The organism is Azospirillum sp. RU38E, from assembly GCF_900188385.1.
Lineage (GTDB): Bacteria > Pseudomonadota > Alphaproteobacteria > Azospirillales > Azospirillaceae > Niveispirillum.
Genome location: NZ_FZOI01000007.1, coordinates 29,441 through 44,981, shown reverse-complemented (window position 1 = coordinate 44,981; position 15,541 = coordinate 29,441). Strand labels below are relative to the sequence as shown.

Annotated in this window: 18 protein-coding genes; 7 read left to right on the top strand and 11 right to left on the bottom strand. The window is 62.9% G+C overall.

Going from position 1 to position 15,541, the window contains the following annotated elements; all coding sequences use genetic code 11:
• Window positions 1-10 precede the first annotated feature (10 nt).
• The 7 genes from CHB97_RS13605 to rph all read right to left on the bottom strand — a co-directional run bounded on the left by CHB97_RS13605 (window position 11) and on the right by rph (window position 6,212).
• Window positions 11-802, bottom strand: a complete 792-nt coding sequence (locus CHB97_RS13605; protein ID WP_244559527.1) for a molybdopterin-binding protein — start codon at window positions 800-802, stop codon at window positions 11-13.
• Window positions 803-829: 27 nt separating this feature from the next.
• On the bottom strand, window positions 830-1,978 hold the full coding sequence (gene proB / locus CHB97_RS13600) for a glutamate 5-kinase (RefSeq protein WP_089288532.1): 1,149 nt from the start codon (window positions 1,976-1,978) through the stop codon (window positions 830-832).
• A 190-nt stretch (window positions 1,979-2,168) separates the two neighbouring features.
• Window positions 2,169-3,383, bottom strand: a complete 1,215-nt coding sequence (hemW, locus tag CHB97_RS13595) for a radical SAM family heme chaperone HemW (protein ID WP_089288531.1) — start codon at window positions 3,381-3,383, stop codon at window positions 2,169-2,171.
• Window positions 3,384-3,497: 114 nt separating this feature from the next.
• Window positions 3,498-3,875 (bottom strand): VOC family protein, encoded by a 378-nt coding sequence (locus CHB97_RS13590; RefSeq protein ID WP_089288530.1) that lies wholly within the window; start codon window positions 3,873-3,875, stop codon window positions 3,498-3,500.
• Between the two features lie 72 nt (window positions 3,876-3,947).
• On the bottom strand, window positions 3,948-4,565 hold the full coding sequence (gene rdgB, locus CHB97_RS13585) for an RdgB/HAM1 family non-canonical purine NTP pyrophosphatase (RefSeq protein WP_089288529.1): 618 nt from the start codon (window positions 4,563-4,565) through the stop codon (window positions 3,948-3,950).
• Between the two features lie 88 nt (window positions 4,566-4,653).
• Window positions 4,654-5,424: a hypothetical protein gene (locus CHB97_RS25960; RefSeq protein ID WP_143270892.1), complete on the bottom strand. Its 771-nt coding sequence runs from the start codon at window positions 5,422-5,424 to the stop codon at window positions 4,654-4,656.
• 68 nt (window positions 5,425-5,492) lie between these two features.
• Window positions 5,493-6,212 (bottom strand): ribonuclease PH, encoded by a 720-nt coding sequence (gene rph, locus CHB97_RS13580; RefSeq protein WP_089288528.1) that lies wholly within the window; start codon window positions 6,210-6,212, stop codon window positions 5,493-5,495.
• Between the two features lie 160 nt (window positions 6,213-6,372).
• On the opposite strand from rph, the gene hrcA reads away from it, so the two are divergent.
• The 3 genes from hrcA to CHB97_RS13565 all read left to right on the top strand — a co-directional run bounded on the left by hrcA (window position 6,373) and on the right by CHB97_RS13565 (window position 8,520).
• A complete protein-coding gene (hrcA, locus tag CHB97_RS13575) occupies window positions 6,373-7,410 on the top strand; it encodes a heat-inducible transcriptional repressor HrcA (RefSeq protein WP_089288527.1) in 1,038 nt (345 codons plus the stop codon).
• Window positions 7,411-7,565: 155 nt separating this feature from the next.
• Window positions 7,566-8,144: a nucleotide exchange factor GrpE gene (gene grpE, locus CHB97_RS13570; protein ID WP_089288526.1), complete on the top strand. Its 579-nt coding sequence runs from the start codon at window positions 7,566-7,568 to the stop codon at window positions 8,142-8,144.
• A gap of 142 nt (window positions 8,145-8,286) precedes the next feature.
• The gene (locus CHB97_RS13565) at window positions 8,287-8,520 is read left to right on the top strand and encodes a hypothetical protein (protein WP_089367446.1); all 234 of its coding nucleotides are present in this window, start codon (window positions 8,287-8,289) and stop codon (window positions 8,518-8,520) included.
• Between the two features lie 71 nt (window positions 8,521-8,591).
• Here the strand turns inward: CHB97_RS13565 and CHB97_RS13560 are convergent, their stop codons facing one another.
• From CHB97_RS13560 to petA, 4 genes are all read right to left on the bottom strand, one after another.
• Window positions 8,592-8,888 carry a DUF2798 domain-containing protein gene (locus tag CHB97_RS13560; protein ID WP_089288524.1) on the bottom strand — a complete coding sequence of 99 codons (297 nt, stop codon included), beginning with the start codon at window positions 8,886-8,888 and terminating at the stop codon, window positions 8,592-8,594.
• 227 nt (window positions 8,889-9,115) lie between these two features.
• Window positions 9,116-9,901, bottom strand: a complete 786-nt coding sequence (locus CHB97_RS13555; protein WP_089288523.1) for a cytochrome c1 — start codon at window positions 9,899-9,901, stop codon at window positions 9,116-9,118.
• Window positions 9,901-11,208: a cytochrome b/b6 gene (locus tag CHB97_RS13550; RefSeq protein WP_089288522.1), complete on the bottom strand. Its 1,308-nt coding sequence runs from the start codon at window positions 11,206-11,208 to the stop codon at window positions 9,901-9,903. Before CHB97_RS13550 ends, CHB97_RS13555 begins: the two co-directional genes overlap by 1 nt.
• 32 nt (window positions 11,209-11,240) lie before the next feature.
• Window positions 11,241-11,786: a ubiquinol-cytochrome c reductase iron-sulfur subunit gene (gene petA, locus CHB97_RS13545; RefSeq protein ID WP_089288521.1), complete on the bottom strand. Its 546-nt coding sequence runs from the start codon at window positions 11,784-11,786 to the stop codon at window positions 11,241-11,243.
• A 494-nt stretch (window positions 11,787-12,280) separates the two neighbouring features.
• Here petA and coaBC point away from each other — a divergent pair, with 494 nt between their 5' ends.
• From coaBC to cysK, 4 genes are read left to right on the top strand one after another with little or no spacing between them, the layout of a single operon-like run.
• On the top strand, window positions 12,281-13,579 hold the full coding sequence (gene coaBC / locus CHB97_RS13540; protein WP_089288520.1) for a bifunctional phosphopantothenoylcysteine decarboxylase/phosphopantothenate--cysteine ligase CoaBC: 1,299 nt from the start codon (window positions 12,281-12,283) through the stop codon (window positions 13,577-13,579).
• 1 nt (window position 13,580) lies between these two features.
• Entirely contained in the window at window positions 13,581-14,036 is a 456-nt protein-coding gene (gene dut / locus CHB97_RS13535; RefSeq protein ID WP_089288519.1) for a dUTP diphosphatase, read from the top strand.
• 12 nt (window positions 14,037-14,048) lie between these two features.
• A complete protein-coding gene (locus tag CHB97_RS13530) occupies window positions 14,049-14,504 on the top strand; it encodes an Rrf2 family transcriptional regulator (RefSeq protein ID WP_089288518.1) in 456 nt (151 codons plus the stop codon).
• A 59-nt stretch (window positions 14,505-14,563) separates the two neighbouring features.
• On the top strand, window positions 14,564-15,526 hold the full coding sequence (gene cysK / locus CHB97_RS13525; RefSeq protein WP_089288517.1) for a cysteine synthase A: 963 nt from the start codon (window positions 14,564-14,566) through the stop codon (window positions 15,524-15,526).
• Window positions 15,527-15,541: the final 15 nt, after the last annotated feature.

Here is a 15,541-nt window from a genome sequence, read left to right as displayed (position 1 = left end):
CAGCCGCCCCTCATTCCCCATAGCCATCAACAATCACCGGCTCCCCACCCAAGCCCCGCAGCATGGCCGCCACCTGAGCGGCAGTATGGGCCAACAGGTCGGGGTCGGTGGCGCGCAACACCAGGGCGGTGGAAATCTTGCCCCCGCCGAAGCTGGGATAAGAACCGATATCCACCCCTGCCCCCACCTGTTCCTGCAGGGCGCGCAGTGCATCGGCAAAACTGCCTTCGGGGATGGCGCTGATCACCGATTTGGTGCGAACCACCGGCCCACCGACCAGCCGGTCGCGCAGGCCTGTCAGCATGGCCTGCATGATCTTGGGCACGCCGGCCATCACGAAGACATTGCCGATCTGGAAGCCCGGTGCCGTGCTGACCGGGTTGTCGATCAGAATCCCCCCCTCCGGCACATTGGCCATGCGCAACCGCGCCTCATTCAGCAGGCCGGTGCCGGCATAATGCGCCTCCAGCCGGCGCACCGCCTCCGGGTGGCGCAGCAGGGGCACGCCGAAGGCCTTGGCGATGCATTCGGCGGTGATGTCATCATGCGTCGGCCCGATGCCGCCGGTGGTGAAAACATAGGTGTAGCGGGCGCGCAGGGCATTGATGGCCGCCACAATCTCCGCCTCCACATCCGGCACCACCCGCGCTTCCCGAAACCGGATGCCCAGATCGCCCAGATATCTGGCGATGAAAGACAGGTTGGCATCCTGGGTGCGGCCGGACAGGATTTCATTGCCGATGATCAGCAGGGCGGCTGTGGGGGCATTATCCGTCATGATCGGTCCGGGATCGGTGGTCATTCTTATGATTATAGGCTGTTCCCGGACTTATCCCAGCACCAGATCGTCACGGTGGATGATCTCATCCCGCCCGCGATAGCCCAGCACGGTCTCAATCTCTGCGCTGCGCCTTCCGGCAATGGCGCGCGCATCGTCGGCGCCATAGGCGCAGAGCCCGCGCCCCACGGTACGGCCATCGGGCCCCTGCACCAGCACCAGATCGCCGCGTTCGAAATCCCCCGTCACCCCGCGCACCCCAGCGGGCAGCAGCGAACCGCCCTTCAGCAGCGCGCCAACGGCCCCGTCATCAACGGTCAAGGTGCCCAGCGGCTTCAGCGATCCGGCGATCCAGCGCTTGCGGGCGGTGCGCGGCTCCGCCCCCGGCACGAACCACGTGGCCAGCGCCCCGCCCTGCGCCACCGGCTTCAACAGGGCGGCCAGCGGGTTCGTCCGCTTGCCCATCGCAATGGCCATGCGGCAACCGGCGGACAGCGCGATTCGCCCAGCAACAATCTTGGTTACCATGCCGCCGCTGCTGTAGCCCGGCGGCGGTTCGCCGGCCATGCCGATGATTTCCGGCGTGATCTCCCGCACCAGGGGGATATGTTTGGCGTCAGGATCCTTGCGCGGATCGGCCGTGTAGAGCCCGTCAATATCCGACAAAAGCACCAGCGTGTCGGCGCTGATCATCTGCGCCACGCGGGCGGCCAGCCGGTCATTGTCGCCGAAGCGGATTTCCGCCGTGGCCACCGTGTCATTCTCGTTGATCACCGGCACGGCCCCCAGCTTCAGCAGGGTTTCAATGGTGGCGCGGCCATTCAGGTGGCGGCGGCGATCCTCTGTATCATCCAGGGTCAGCAGCACCTGAGCCACGGTAATGCCGTGGCGGGCCAGCGTTTCTTGATAGGCATGGGCCAGCCTGATCTGCCCCGTGGCAGCGGCCGCCTGCTTTTCCTCCAGCCGCAGCGCGCGGCCCACCAGCCCCAGATGTTCGCGCCCGCAGGCAACAGCACCGGAGGTGACGATCACCACCTCCACCCCCTGTGCCCGCAGGGAAGCCACATCATCGGCCACCGAATCGAGCCATTCATGGCGGATACGGTGGGTGGCGGCATCGACCATCAGGGCCGACCCGATCTTGATGATCAGCCGCCGTGCCGAACCCAAATCCTGCGCAACCGCACCCACATCACTCATGGCATCCATCCTGGCAAAATACCCCTGCCTTATGCTTTTCGGAAAGCTGGATGGTCAATGCACGAAGCAATATTGCCGCCATGCCGCGATGGCGGGACGAATGGCAGAACGGGCTGGCTTCATTCAGTCGGCCATCGCACAACGGGGTTCATACCAAGTTGCGATGAGCGCGACGCAGCCGGATTTAGTATTATCCCAGCAGCGCCGCCAGCACGGCGTTAAGCCGTTCCCGCCCGTCGGTGGTGGCGCGCAGCACGGCGCCGGCCCCCTGCCCCAGCTGTTCCAGCATCCCGATCCGCTGCAGGCGGGGCAAGGCGTCGGGGGCCAGCCAATCCGCCAAAGGCTTGCCGGTTTCCACCTCCACGCGGGCCAGCGGCACGCCTTCGGACAGGCGCAGGCCCATCATCAGCATTTCCGTCAACCGGTCCTGTGCGGCCACCGGTTCGAACGGTTTGGCACCGGTGCCGGTGGCAAGCGTGCGTTCCAGCCACACCTCCGGCGCGCGGTGAGTGCGGGTGGCCCGCTTCTCCCCGTCCAGCGTCAACCGGCCATGGGCACCGGGCCCGATGCCGACATAATCGCCATAGCGCCAATAGGTCAGGTTATGGCGGCTTTCCTGCCCCGGACGCGCATGGTTGGAAACCTCATAGGCCGGCAGGCCGGCCGCATTCAGCACCTCCTGCGTCATGGTGTAGAGGTCGCCCTGCACCTCTTCCGCCGGCAGCACCAGATCGCCGCGGGCGTGCAACGTGTGGAACTGCGTCCCCTCCTCAATGGTCAGCTGATAGAGCGAGAGATGGCCGACCGCATGGTCCAGCGCCCGGTGCAGTTCCTCCCGCCACGCCGCCACTGTCTGGCCGGGGCGGGCATAGATCAGATCAAAGCTGTAGCGCGGGAACAGGTCACGCGCCAGGGCGATGGCCGCCAGCGCATCCTCGGCCGAATGCCGCCGGCCCAGCGCCTTCAGGTCCGCCTCGTTCAAGGCCTGAATACCCAGGCTGACACGGTTGACCCCAGCGGCGCGGAAGCCCCGGAACTTCGCCGCCTCCACACTGGTCGGGTTTGCCTCCAGCGTCACCTCGGTCCCGGCCGGCAGGCCCCAGCGCTCATCCGCCCGGCGCAGGATGGCGGCCACCGTTTCCGGCCGCATCAGCGATGGCGTACCCCCGCCAAAGAAAACGGAGGTCAGCCGCCGCCCCGGCGTCAGGTCGGCGAAATAGTCCAGTTCCCGCACCAGCCCTTCGGCCCAGCTTTCATGATCCACGCTTTCGCGCACATGGGAATTGAAGTCGCAATAGGGGCATTTGCTGGCACAGAAGGGCCAATGCACATAAAGCGCGAAACCCGGATCAGGGAAGGCCCCCGCCGCGTCCACACCCTGAAGCTGCCCCGTCTGCGCCACCATCACATCATTCCCCGTCCCAAGCGAAGCGCTGGATATGGCGGAGCGTCCCCGCCCTGGCAAGCCATGGGCAGACATGGCAGGGCGGTGAACCGCCCCACCACCAGACCAAAACGGTTACAGCGGCCCGGTCATCAGGAAAGCATTCAGCTTATTGCCGTCCAGATCGCGGAAATAGGCGGCATAGAAATTGTCACCACGCGGGCCCGGCGGGCCTTCACAGGTGCCGCCATGGGCAATGGCGATATCATACAGGCGGTGGACCTGCTCCTTGTCCTTCGCCTCAAACGCCACCATCACGCCATTGCCCACTGTGGCGGCATTGCCGTCATAAGGCTTCATCAGGGCCACACCGGCAGCGCCATCGGGCTTGCCCCAGGCAATGCAGGTGGGAAACTCCATCATCCGGCCCACGCCCAGTTCCGCTGCGATGGCATCATAGAAAGGCGCGCCCCGCGCCAGATCATTGGTGCCCAGCGTTACATAGCCGATCATCTGTTCCCCCCATGTTCCGCATCAGTATCGATGCGATGCAGAACAATACAGGAACAAACTCTCGCTAGCGAGTCATTTCGCGCCGAAACACAAAATCTTCAACTTCTGGAAGGCATCGGCGCGGTGGCTGATGGCCTGCTTCTCTGCCGGATCCATTTCCCCGCAGGTGATGGAATAGCCATCGGGGATGAAGATGGGGTCGTAACCGAAGCCGCGTCCCCCCCGTGGCGGGAAGGTCAGGGTGCCGTCCAGCCGGCCCTCCACCGCCTCCACATGCCCATCGGGCCAGGCCAGGGCCAGGGCGCAGATGAAGGCGGCGCGGTCGCCCTTGCGGTCGGTGACGGCCTCCAACTCCCTTTGCACCCTTTCCATGGCCAGGGTGAAATCCTTGCTCGGCCCAGCCCAGCGGGCAGAATAGATGCCCGGCGCCCCGTCCAGCCCCGCCACCGACACCCCGCTGTCATCGGCCAGGGCCGGCAGGCCCGACGCCATGGCGGCCGCCCGCGCCTTCAAGGCCGCATTGCCGATATAGGTGCTCTCGGTCTCCTCCGGCTCCGCCAGCCCCAGTTCCCCGGCGGACGGAAACTTCGCCACATAATCTTTCAGCAAGGCAGCGATCTCCGGCACCTTGCCCTTGTTATGGGTGGCGATGACCAGCGTATCGCCGGTGAACTGACGGGGGGCGGACATGGGGGAAGCTCCAAGACTGATGACACAGTTATTTATGTGACGATCATATCAAAACGAGAAAAGATTCATTTTTAAGCGAAACCAGAAATCACCCATCACAGGATGATGAGATTTTAGTATCATCCAAATCAAAAATACGCACCTCCATTTTTTCATAATTTTTTTCAGGAAGATTAAAATTTATTTTTGTACAATCATGAAAAATAGTATGAATCCCAAATGCTTCACGATGCTGATTTTTTAAAACATTCCAATTTGACGCAGATACATAAACTTTTTTATTTTTACTAATCCAAGACCTCTTGGCATTAAGTGTTCCATCATTACGCATTCTGTCGTGAGTTGGGTTTACAATGACATCTAATTCTTCAAACCAATTATCGACCATTTCCGTCTGTGCTATAACATTAGCGCGACCTTTCAGTGCGTTAATTTCTCCACATATCAAAGCACCAAAGCGTCGCCCACGAAACTCCACAACTCTCTGCTTGAGATTTTTTTCAAAATCATTTTCGCCTTTAAAAGTTGATTCGGCATCCTTCATAGTTGCAAAATACTGTGATCCCAACTCTCTCCAACCATAGTCACGGACCCAAGCAAATAGGCAATGATTAAAATCAGACTTTTGATTATAAAAATCTTTAACCTCAACAAAAATAATCCCATTCCAATTTAAATATTGAAGCGCATCCCCTAATTTTTTCAGATGCTTCTGGTTTTTTATCGAACACCCAGCCGCAACAACAACGTCCGGCGCATGGCACATTAATACATCTATTATATTATCAACATCTAAAAAACCGTCCCCTGTCTTCGTCGATTTACCATTATATTCCGAAGACAGGGTAACGATACGCATTTACAATACTCTTTATTTGAGCATGAATTTATAATTCACTTATCCAGTGAGCCACTCGGTGCCTGCCCTCACATCCCCAGCACGGCCCGCTGCATCGCCGTCAGTTCGGCAATGCCCTTGCGGGCCAGCGACAGCAGCGTCAGGAACTCGGCCTCCTGGAACGGCTTGTCCTCTGCCGTGCCCTGGATTTCCACGATGCCGCCACGGCCGGTCAGCACGAAATTGGCGTCGGCCCCGGCATTGCTGTCTTCCGGGTAATCCAGGTCCAGCACCGGCACGCCGTTATAGATGCCGCAGGAAATGGCGGCTACCTGATCGATCAGCGGGATTTCCTTCAGCACGCCGATGCGCTGCAGGTGCTGAAAGGCCATATGCAGGGCGACATAGGCGCCGGTGATCGATGCCGTGCGGGTGCCGCCATCGGCCTGGATCACATCGCAATCCACCTTCACCTGTATCTCGCCCATCGCCTTCACATCGGTGACGGCGCGCAAGGAACGGCCGATCAGGCGCTGGATTTCCTGGGTGCGGCCCGACTGCTTGCCCTTGGCGGCCTCACGGTCGGTGCGGGTATGGGTGGACCGGGGCAACATGCCATATTCCGCCGTCACCCAGCCTTCCCCCTTGCCGCGCAGGAAGGGCGGCACCTTCTCTTCCACGCTGGCCGTGCACAGCACATGGGTGTCGCCGAACTTCACGAAACACGACCCTTCGGCGTGGCGGGAGAAGTGGGTTTCCAGGCTGACGGTGCGGAGCTGGTCGGCAAGGCGGCCGGAGGGGCGGGTCATGGGGATGGTCCATTTCAGGTCTGATTGAATCTCTGTATCCTCATACCAACGCCAGCCTATCGAAGTCCACTTGCCTGCCGGGCATGACCGTCCGTTGATTTGCGCCGCGCCTGCGCCTAAGCTCCTTCTTTGTACATGTGGCAGATAAACTGCGAAGGGCATGATCAGCGAACTGAACCAGCGCTCGCGTGAGGTGTTCCGCGAAATCGTGGAAGCCTATGTCCAGACGGGGGAACCAGTGGGTTCCCGCACCCTGTCGCGCCGGCTGACCACCTCGCTGTCGCCGGCCACCATCCGCAATGTCATGGCGGACCTGGAGGATCTGGGCCTGCTGATGGCCCCGCATACCTCGGCGGGCCGGGTACCCACTGATGCGGGCCTGCGCCTGTTCGTCAATGGCATCCTGGAAATCGGCGCCCTGTCGGAGAAGGAGCGCACCGATATTGAGGCGCGCTGTGTGGCCGGCGGACGGTCCATGCCGGAAATGCTGGAGGAGGCGACGAACCTGCTGTCAGGCCTTTCCTCCTGCGCCGGGCTGGTGCTGGCGCCCAAGACCGACCGGCCGCTGAAACATATCGAATTCATCAACCTGTCACCCGGCCGCGCGCTGGTGGTGCTGGTGACCGAAGATGGGCTGGTGGAAAACCGGGTGGTGGAGGTGGCCGTGGGCCTGCCGCCCTCGGCCCTGCAGATGGCCAGCAATTACCTGAATGCCCGCGTGGTCGGCCGCACCCTGGCAGAGGCGCGCACCTTCATTCAAAAAGAAATGGAAGATCAGAAAAGCCAGCTGGACGCGCTGACGGCCAAGGTGGTGGAAACCGGACTGGCCACCTGGGCCGGCACGCGCGACAGCCAGGGTTACCTGATCGTGCGCGGCCAGGCCCGGCTGCTGGAGGATGTGACGGCCCTGTCGGACCTGGAGCGCATCCGCAACCTGTTCGAGGCGTTGGAAACCCGCGAACAGATGATGCGGATGCTGGACGCCACCGGCAAGGCCGAAGGGGTGCAGATTTTCATCGGGGCGGAGAGCGAGCTGTTCAGCCATGCCGGCTGTTCCATGATCGTCAGCCCCTATATGAACACCAAGGAACAGATTGTCGGGGCCATCGGCGTGATTGGCCCCGCCCGCATCAATTATGCCCGCATCATTCCCATGGTGGATTATACCGCCAAGGTGATCGGGCGGCTGATGGGATAGGGGATGCCCGCAAAGCCCCCCTTGCAATCGACCCGTGTGAAACACCATCTCCAACCCGCCTATCATCTCGACAGGCGGGTCAATCCCCCCTAAACCTCTGTCACCGGCAGCCTGCCGGATGACGTTTCGTAAAAAGCCCGAGGCTTGGAACCGCGATGAGTGAGACGACCAACACCAACGAAACCGAAACCGCCACCGGTGCCGAACAGGCCGAGGCGGTCGCACCCGCCGCCGATGCCGGCCGCGTTGCCGCGTTGGAGGCGGAGGTCGCCCAACTGAAGGACCAGCTGCTGCGCTCCCTGGCGGAGGCGGAGAATATCCGCCGCCGGGCCGAGCGGGAGCGCGAGGACACCGCCAAATACGCCGTGGCCAAGTTCGCCAAGGATCTGCTGGCCGTGGCCGACAATCTGCGCCGCGCCGTGGAAGCCGTGTCGCCGGAAACCCGCGCCGAAAATGCCGGCGTCAGCAACCTGCTGACCGGGGTGGAAGCGACGGAGCGCCAGCTGGAGGCCGCCTTCGACCGCGCCGGCATCGCCCGCATGGAAGCCCTGGGCCAGCCGGCCGACCCGAATTTCCATCAGATCATGATGGAGATGGAAGGCACCGACAAGGCGCCCGGCACGGTGGTGCAGGTGCTGCAGGCGGGCTACACCATCCATGGCCGCCTGCTGCGCGAAGCCATTGTCGGCGTGGCCAAGGGCGGCGATGCCGGCCATGTGAAGACCAGCGCGTAAAGCTTTTTAACGCGGCTGCATGGTGATCAGGGGGTGCTCGTAAAAGCGGGCGCCCCTTTTTGCATTCCGCTTGACCACGATCGGAAAGATGCCCACCATAAACAAATACAACTTTCCGAATCGGGAGGGTGGAATGGGGACCATGTCGGCAAGCGTTGCAGAAAAAGATCCGGGCATGATCAGCCTGTTTGGCTTCAGCTTCCTGCTGGCCCCGATCAGCCTCTTTGCCGGGGGTATCGGTCTGGCGCTGGGGGCCGGGCTGGGGTTGGGGCGCTCCTGGTGGATGCTGTCGGCCAATCTCACGGTGTTGTTTCTGGCTCTGCCGCTATGGTTCTACCTGCTGCACCTGTACATGCGCCCACGCGCCAGCGACTGAAACTCGGTAGAACAGCCGGTAAAAAGGGCGCTTCCCGGCCAGGAAGCGCCTCTTTGCTGTACGGATAAGACTCACCGGGCCGGGCTTTGCACCAGCATCCCGACAATGCGCCGCACCAGTGGCAACACCAGCAGCAGGGTGGGAAAGGCGATCAGCCAGGACAGGCCCCAGGCCTGCAGCCAGTGGCCGGCCACCCCCTCGGTCAGGCCGATATTGCGTAGGGTGGCGACGGCCGAGACCACACAGGTCATCAGGATGGACAGGATCAGCGGCATGACAAACGCGGCCGCCGATGCCGGCAGCTTGCGGAAACCGGCGCGCCGGGCCTGACGACCGGGTGACGCGAAACGGGCATTGAGATCAGACATGGAAGGCACCATGAAAAGGGCCCCAGAAGCGGGTCCAACGGCATAACACACCGTCAGCCGCCATTCCGGGGCTGTTGGTGCGTTGATTGACGTTGAACGCTTACGGCGATCATCCAGTGACGCGCCCGTTTTTATAGGCACAGACGTGCCGATGCGGCAAGCGCAAAGAAAAAGGGCGCTCCCCTGCCGGGAAGCGCCCTTTCTCCACTTACCGTTCTCTGACGGGATCAGTGCACATCCGCCCAGACGCGGCGCTTGGCGGCATACATGATGCCGGCAAACACCACCAGGAAGGTGATGGCCATGATGCCGACGCGGCGGCGTTCTTCCAGCTTGGGCTCAGCCGCCCAGGCCAGGAAGGTCACCACGTCATGCGCCATCTGCGGCACGGTGGCCTTGGTGCCATCGGCATAGGTCACGCCGTTTTCGAACAGCGGCATGGGCATGGCGATGGCATGGCCGGGGAAGTACTTGTTGTAATTCGCCCCCGGCGGCAGATGGGAATCGGCCGGAGCCTCTTCATAGCCGGTCAGGATGGCGTAGACATAATCCTCGAAATGCGACCGGGCCTTGACCATCAGCGACAGGTCGGGCGGGGCCTTGCCGCCATTGGCGGCAGCGGCGGCCTGCACGTTCGGAAACGGGCTCTTGAACTTGTCAGCGGGCACGCCCGGCCGGGTGAACATCTCACCCTGGTCGTTCGGGCCGTCGGTCACTTCCACCGAGGCTGCGATCGCCTTCACCTCTTCTTCCGTAAACCCAACATCCGTCAGGTTACGGTAATGCAGAAGGTGCATGGAATGGCAGGCGGCGCAGACTTCCTTATAGACCTGGAAGCCGCGCTGCACGGCGGCATAGTCATAGCCCTTGAAGAAGGACAGAAAGCTGTTGACGCCACCATGGGCCCATTCCTGGGCCGGCGGAACAACCGCGTCACCAGCGGCCTGTGCACCAGCGGTGAGACCGGCAACAGAGAGGACGCCTGCGGCGATCAGATTACGAAGACGACGCATCAGGCCTTCTCCATCACTTGGGCGGTAGCGCCGGTGGCGACCGAACCGCCGCCCAGAACGGGCTTGGCGATGGAGGCCGGCAGCGGCAGCGGCTTCTCGATCCGGCCGATGATCGGCAGGGCCAGGAAGAACACGAAATACATCACGGTGGCGATCTGGCCCAGCAGCACATAGGGCTGTTCAGCCGGCTTGCCGCCGACATAGCCCAGCACCAGGAAGGCCGGCACCAGCCACAGCAGCACCCACCACTTGAAGATCGGGCGGAAGCGCGACGACCGAACCGGGGAGGTATCCAGCCAGGGCAGGACGAACAGGATGGCGATGGAACCGAACATGCCGATCACACCACCCAGCTTGGCCGGGATCAGCACCACATCCGTAAAGGGCAGGGTGATGGAGAAGGTGATGGAACGCAGGATCGCGTAGAAGGGCAGGAAATACCATTCAGGCACGATATGGGCCGGGGTCACCAGCGGATCGGCCGGAATGTAATTGTCCGGGTGGCCCAGATAGTTGGGCGCAAAGAAGACGAAAGCCGCGAAGAAGATCAGGAACAGCACAACGCCGAACAGATCCTTCGTGGTGTAATAGGGGTGGAACGGCAGCGTATCCTGCGGGCCCTTCGGCTCCACACCCAGCGGGTTGTTGGAACCGGTAATGTGCAAGGCGGCGACGTGCAGGAACACGACGGCGATCAGCACAAACGGCAGCAGGAAGTGCAGCGCGAAGAAGCGGTTCAGGGTCGGGTTATCGACCGAGAAGCCACCCCACAGCAGGGTCACGATATGCTCACCCACCACCGGAATGGCCGAGAACAGGTTGGTGATCACCGTGGCGCCCCAGAAGGACATCTGGCCCCAGGGCAGCACATAGCCCATGAAGGCGGTGCCCATCATCAGCAGCAGGATGATGACGCCGAAGATCCAGATCAGTTCACGCGGGGCCTTGTAGGAGCCGTAATAAACGCCGCGGAAAATATGGATATAGACGGCGATGAAGAACATCGAGGCGCCGTTGGCGTGGATGTAACGGATCATCCAGCCCCAGTTCACATCGCGCATGATGCGTTCCACGCTGTCAAAAGCCAGCGCGGTGTTGTTGGTATAGTGCATCGCCAGCACCACACCCGACACGATCATGGTTGCCAGCACCACCATGGCGATGGCGCCGAAATTCCACAGGGAATTGAAATTACGCGGAGTCGGGAACGACCCGTACTCCTTGTTCATCATGGTAATAATCGGCAGGCGCTGGTCGATCCAGTTCACCACCGGGTTACTGAAATTGGACTTCGGGGCGTGGGCCATCTGGCACTCCCTCTACCTGGCTGGATCTGTTCTTAGCCGATCTTGACGCGGGTATCGCTGATGAAAGCGTATTCCGGCACGTGCAGGTTCAGCGGCGCGGGGCCCTTGCGGATACGGCCTGCCGTATCATAGTGCGAGCCGTGGCAGGGGCAGAACCACCCGCCATAATCACCGCGCGGCTCGCCCGAGGAGGTGCCGAGCGGAATGCAGCCCAGATGGGTGCAGACACCCACCAGAACCAGCCAGTTTTCCTTGCCCGCCTTCACGCGGTCCTGGTCGGTCTGCGGGTCGATCAGCTCGCTCATCGGCACCTTGCGGGCCGATTCGATCTCTTCCGGGGTGCGGTTACGGATGAAAACCGGCTTACCGCGCCACATGGCCTTGATGGCCTGACCGGCAGCGATGGGGGCCAGATCGACCTCGATCGAGGCCAGCGCCAGCGTATCGGCGGCCGGGTTCAGGCTGTGGATGAAGGGCCACAAGGCAGAAGCGGCACCAACGCCACCCATGGCGGCGGCAGCCAGATAAATGAAATCACGGCGGGTCTGGCCGTCGCCCGCTTGCATGGTGTCCGCCATACCTCTCGTCTCCTCGGCGATATGGATGCGCGCCCCGCCGGGCGCTTTGCGTCCTGAAAACTGAAAACTGGTGTCCCGTTCCGGGAACCGGAACGGTACCGGGTATTGTCCAGCGGCCACCCCATCCCCACCTGTTGCCCCGTCTCCACCGGAACCGCCCTCGGGGGAGGGCGCGGGGATGCGGGTTGTAAGCCACAGGCAAAGCGAACGGAGCGGCCGGAGTACCCCCCGGTCGCGGATGATCGATATACATGTCACAGGGCGGGTTGGGAAGCGGGCGCTGCCGGACAATCTGTCGCGCGTGGACGTAATTCCCGGCAGAAACGGTCATTGACGGGGGCAACGCCCCCTTGCCATGCGCCCACCGCATAATATCACGCCGATATGGGGAATGGGGTGGCTTGCATCCGGGGCCGAATGCGAATATCTAAATTTCACAGTTGATGCGACGTTCTTTTACACCCAAAGAGCCGCATCATTCACAGGGGCGGCGGATGACCACCTTCCCCTCCCTTTCCGGCGGGCAGGTTTTTGTGACGGAACAGAACCCCATCCAGGCGGAACGTGCGGCCCTTGCCGGCAAGCGTATCCTGCTGATCGTGGCGGGCGGCATCGCCGCCTTCAAGACGCCCGATCTGGTGCGCCGGCTGCGGGAGCGGGGGGCGGCGGTGCGCGTGGTGCTGACCGATGGCGGCGCGCAGTTCGTCACCCCGCTGACATTGCAAGCTGTGTCAGAGGATAAGGTTTACCGCGACCTCTGGTCGCTGACCGACGAATCGGAGATGGGGCATATCCAGCTCTCCCGCGCGGCCGACATTATTCTGGTGGCCCCGGCCACCGCCAATATTCTGGCCCGCATGGCGCATGGGCTGGCCGATGATCTGGCCACCACCGTGCTGCTGGCCACCGACAAGCCGGTGCTGGTGGCCCCTGCGATGAATGTGCGCATGTATGAACATGCCGCCACCCAGGCCAATCTGGCCCTGCTGGCGGCGCGCGGCGTCGGCATCATCGGCCCGGATGAAGGGGCCATGGCCTGCGGGGAGTTCGGTCCCGGCCGGATGAGCGAGCCGCTTTCCATCGTGGCGCATCTGGCCCAATGGTTCCGCGACCAGCAGGGGCCGAAGCCGCTGGCCGGTCGCCATGCCATCGTCACCAGCGGCCCGACGCATGAGCCGATTGACCCCGTGCGCTACATTGCCAACCGGTCCAGCGGCAAGCAGGGCCATGCCCTGGCCGCCGCCCTGGCGGCCCTGGGCGCCCGCGTCACCCTGGTCAGCGGGCCGGTGCGCCTGCCTGACCCGGCGGGTGTAAATGTGGTGGCGGTGGAAACGGCACGGCAGATGCTGGATGCCTGTCAGGCCGCCCTGCCCGCCGATATCTTCGTCGCCGCCGCCGCCGTGGCCGACTGGCATATCGCCGGGGCGGGGGAGAAGAAGCTGAAGAAGCAGGAAGGCGGGGCGCCGCCCGCCCTGATTCTGGCGGAAAACCCGGACATCCTGGCCACCCTGTCCGCCGCCGGGCCACAGCGCCCGGCATTGGTGGTTGGTTTCGCAGCCGAAACGAATAACGTACTTTCCTATGCCCAGGCCAAGCTGGCCCGCAAGGGCTGTGACTGGATTGTCGCCAATGATGTCTCCCCCGGTACCGGCACCTTTGGCGGCGACCGCAACAGCGTCCATCTGATCCGCCGGGAACAGCCGGCGGAGGATTGGCCCGACCTGCCCAAGACCGAAGTGGCGGCCCGGTTGGCCGCCCGCATCGCTGATCATTTCGAAAACGGAAAGAAATAATATGTCCAGCATCTCCATCGCCGTCCGCCGCCTGCCCCATGGCGCTGATCTGGCCCTGCCCGCCTATGCCACCGAACATTCCGCCGGCATGGATCTGCTGGCCGCCGTGGCCGAACCGGTGGTGCTGGGGCCGGGCGAACGCAAGCTGATCCCCACCGGCATCGCCATCGCCCTGCCGGAAGGTTTTGAGGCCCAGGTGCGCCCCCGCTCCGGTCTGGCGCTGAAGAATGGCATCACCCTGCTGAACAGCCCCGGCACCATCGATGCCGATTACCGGGGCGAGGTGGGGGTGATCCTGGCCAACCTGTCCAACCAGAGCTTCACCGTGGAACGCGGGATGCGCATCGCCCAGATGGTGATCGCCCGCTATGCCCGCGCCGCCTGGAACGAGGTGGACAATCTGGATGAAACCGCACGCGGGGCCGGCGGCTTTGGCTCAACCGGTACCAAGGGATAAGGACAAAGGCGGATGCTGCGCATTTCCAAGAAGCTGATGTTCGCCATCGAGACGGTGCTGGACATTGCCTACAATGCCGGGTCGGCACCCGTGCAATCGGCGGAGATCACCCAGCGCCAGGGCATCCCCAAGCGCTATCTGGAGCAGGTGTTGCAGGCGCTGGTGCGCGCCGGCGTGCTGGCGGGGGTGCGCGGCCCCAAGGGCGGCTACCGGCTGGCCAAGGAACGCCGCCGCATCAGCGTGGCGGAAATCGTCCGCGTCGTCCGCGCCCTGGAACAGGGCACCGACCCGATTGAAGAGGAAGTCGGCGCCGATCTGGGCCGGCTGGTCGTCCGCCCGCTCTGGGGTGAATTGCAGGACGAAGTGATGGCGCGGCTGGAACAGACCAGCATCGAGGATCTGTGTGTGCGGGCACACCAGGCCAACATTCCGTCTGAGGCCGCTTCCAAGCTGGATTTCAGCATCTGAAGCGATTATATACAGAATCGAACCGGTATTTCACATAAATACCACACGGGAGATGTAAAATGTCCACCAGTGGCGAATTCCGCGGCCGCATCTATGACAGCATCCTGGACACCGTCGGCGCCACGCCGCTGGTGCGCCTGAACCGCCTAAGCGCCAAGCATGGCGTGGTGGCCGATGTCGTCGCCAAGTGCGAGTTCTTCAACCCGCTGTCCAGCGTGAAGGACCGTATCGGCAAGGCCATGATCGAGGCGGCGGAGGCCGAGGGCAAGATTTCGCCCGACCGCACCGTGCTGGTGGAACCCACCTCTGGCAATACCGGCATCGCGCTGGCCTTCGTGGCCGCGGCCAAGGGCTATCGCCTGATCCTGACCATGCCGGAAAGCATGTCGATCGAGCGGCGCAAGATGCTGAAGCTGCTGGGTGCCGAACTGGTGCTGACCCCCGCCCCGCAGGGCATGAAGGGCGCCATCGCCAAGGCCGAGGAACTGGTGGCCAGCACGCCCGGTGCCTATATCCTGCAACAGTTCAAGAACCCGGCCAACCCGGCCATCCACCGCGCCACCACGGCCGAGGAAATCTGGAACGACACGGCCGGCAAGGCCGACGTTCTGGTGGCTGGCGTGGGCACCGGCGGCACGCTGACCGGCGTGGCCGAGGTGCTGAAGGCCCGCAAGCCCGGCTTCCAGGTGGTGGCGGTGGAGCCGGAGGACAGCCCGGTCCTATCCGGCGGCCTGCCCGGCCCGCACAAGATCCAGGGGATCGGTGCCGGCTTCGTGCCCGACATCCTGGACAAAAACCTGATCGACGAGGTACTGCGGATCTCCAACGTCCGCGCGTTTGAGCTGGCGCGCGACGCCGCCCGCACCGAGGGCATCACCGTCGGCATCTCGTCCGGTGCCGCCCTGGCGGCGGCGTTCGAGGTGGGGGCGCGTGCGGAGATGAAGGGTAAGCTGATCGTCGTCGTGCTGCCCAGCTTCGCCGAACGCTACCTCTCCACCGCCCTGTTCGAGGGGCTGGAATAATACCAATCTCCCTTG

Coding starts and splice junctions, on each gene's coding strand:
- petA (WP_089288521.1), bottom strand. CDS start 11,786: ATGGCGGACACCATGCAAGCGGGCGACGGCCAGACCCGCCGTGATTTC.
- cysK (WP_089288517.1), top strand. CDS start 14,564: ATGTCCACCAGTGGCGAATTCCGCGGCCGCATCTATGACAGCATCCTG.
- hrcA (WP_089288527.1), top strand. CDS start 6,373: ATGATCAGCGAACTGAACCAGCGCTCGCGTGAGGTGTTCCGCGAAATC.
- grpE (WP_089288526.1), top strand. CDS start 7,566: ATGAGTGAGACGACCAACACCAACGAAACCGAAACCGCCACCGGTGCC.
- CHB97_RS13605 (WP_244559527.1), bottom strand. CDS start 802: ATGACCACCGATCCCGGACCGATCATGACGGATAATGCCCCCACAGCC.
- rdgB (WP_089288529.1), bottom strand. CDS start 4,565: ATGTCCGCCCCCCGTCAGTTCACCGGCGATACGCTGGTCATCGCCACC.
- coaBC (WP_089288520.1), top strand. CDS start 12,281: ATGACCACCTTCCCCTCCCTTTCCGGCGGGCAGGTTTTTGTGACGGAA.
- dut (WP_089288519.1), top strand. CDS start 13,581: ATGTCCAGCATCTCCATCGCCGTCCGCCGCCTGCCCCATGGCGCTGAT.
- CHB97_RS13590 (WP_089288530.1), bottom strand. CDS start 3,875: ATGATCGGCTATGTAACGCTGGGCACCAATGATCTGGCGCGGGGCGCG.
- CHB97_RS13560 (WP_089288524.1), bottom strand. CDS start 8,888: ATGTCTGATCTCAATGCCCGTTTCGCGTCACCCGGTCGTCAGGCCCGG.
- CHB97_RS13530 (WP_089288518.1), top strand. CDS start 14,049: ATGCTGCGCATTTCCAAGAAGCTGATGTTCGCCATCGAGACGGTGCTG.
- CHB97_RS13565 (WP_089367446.1), top strand. CDS start 8,287: ATGTCGGCAAGCGTTGCAGAAAAAGATCCGGGCATGATCAGCCTGTTT.
- CHB97_RS13555 (WP_089288523.1), bottom strand. CDS start 9,901: ATGCGTCGTCTTCGTAATCTGATCGCCGCAGGCGTCCTCTCTGTTGCC.
- proB (WP_089288532.1), bottom strand. CDS start 1,978: ATGAGTGATGTGGGTGCGGTTGCGCAGGATTTGGGTTCGGCACGGCGG.
- rph (WP_089288528.1), bottom strand. CDS start 6,212: ATGACCCGCCCCTCCGGCCGCCTTGCCGACCAGCTCCGCACCGTCAGC.
- CHB97_RS13550 (WP_089288522.1), bottom strand. CDS start 11,208: ATGGCCCACGCCCCGAAGTCCAATTTCAGTAACCCGGTGGTGAACTGG.
- hemW (WP_089288531.1), bottom strand. CDS start 3,383: ATGGTGGCGCAGACGGGGCAGCTTCAGGGTGTGGACGCGGCGGGGGCC.
- CHB97_RS25960 (WP_143270892.1), bottom strand. CDS start 5,424: ATGCGTATCGTTACCCTGTCTTCGGAATATAATGGTAAATCGACGAAG.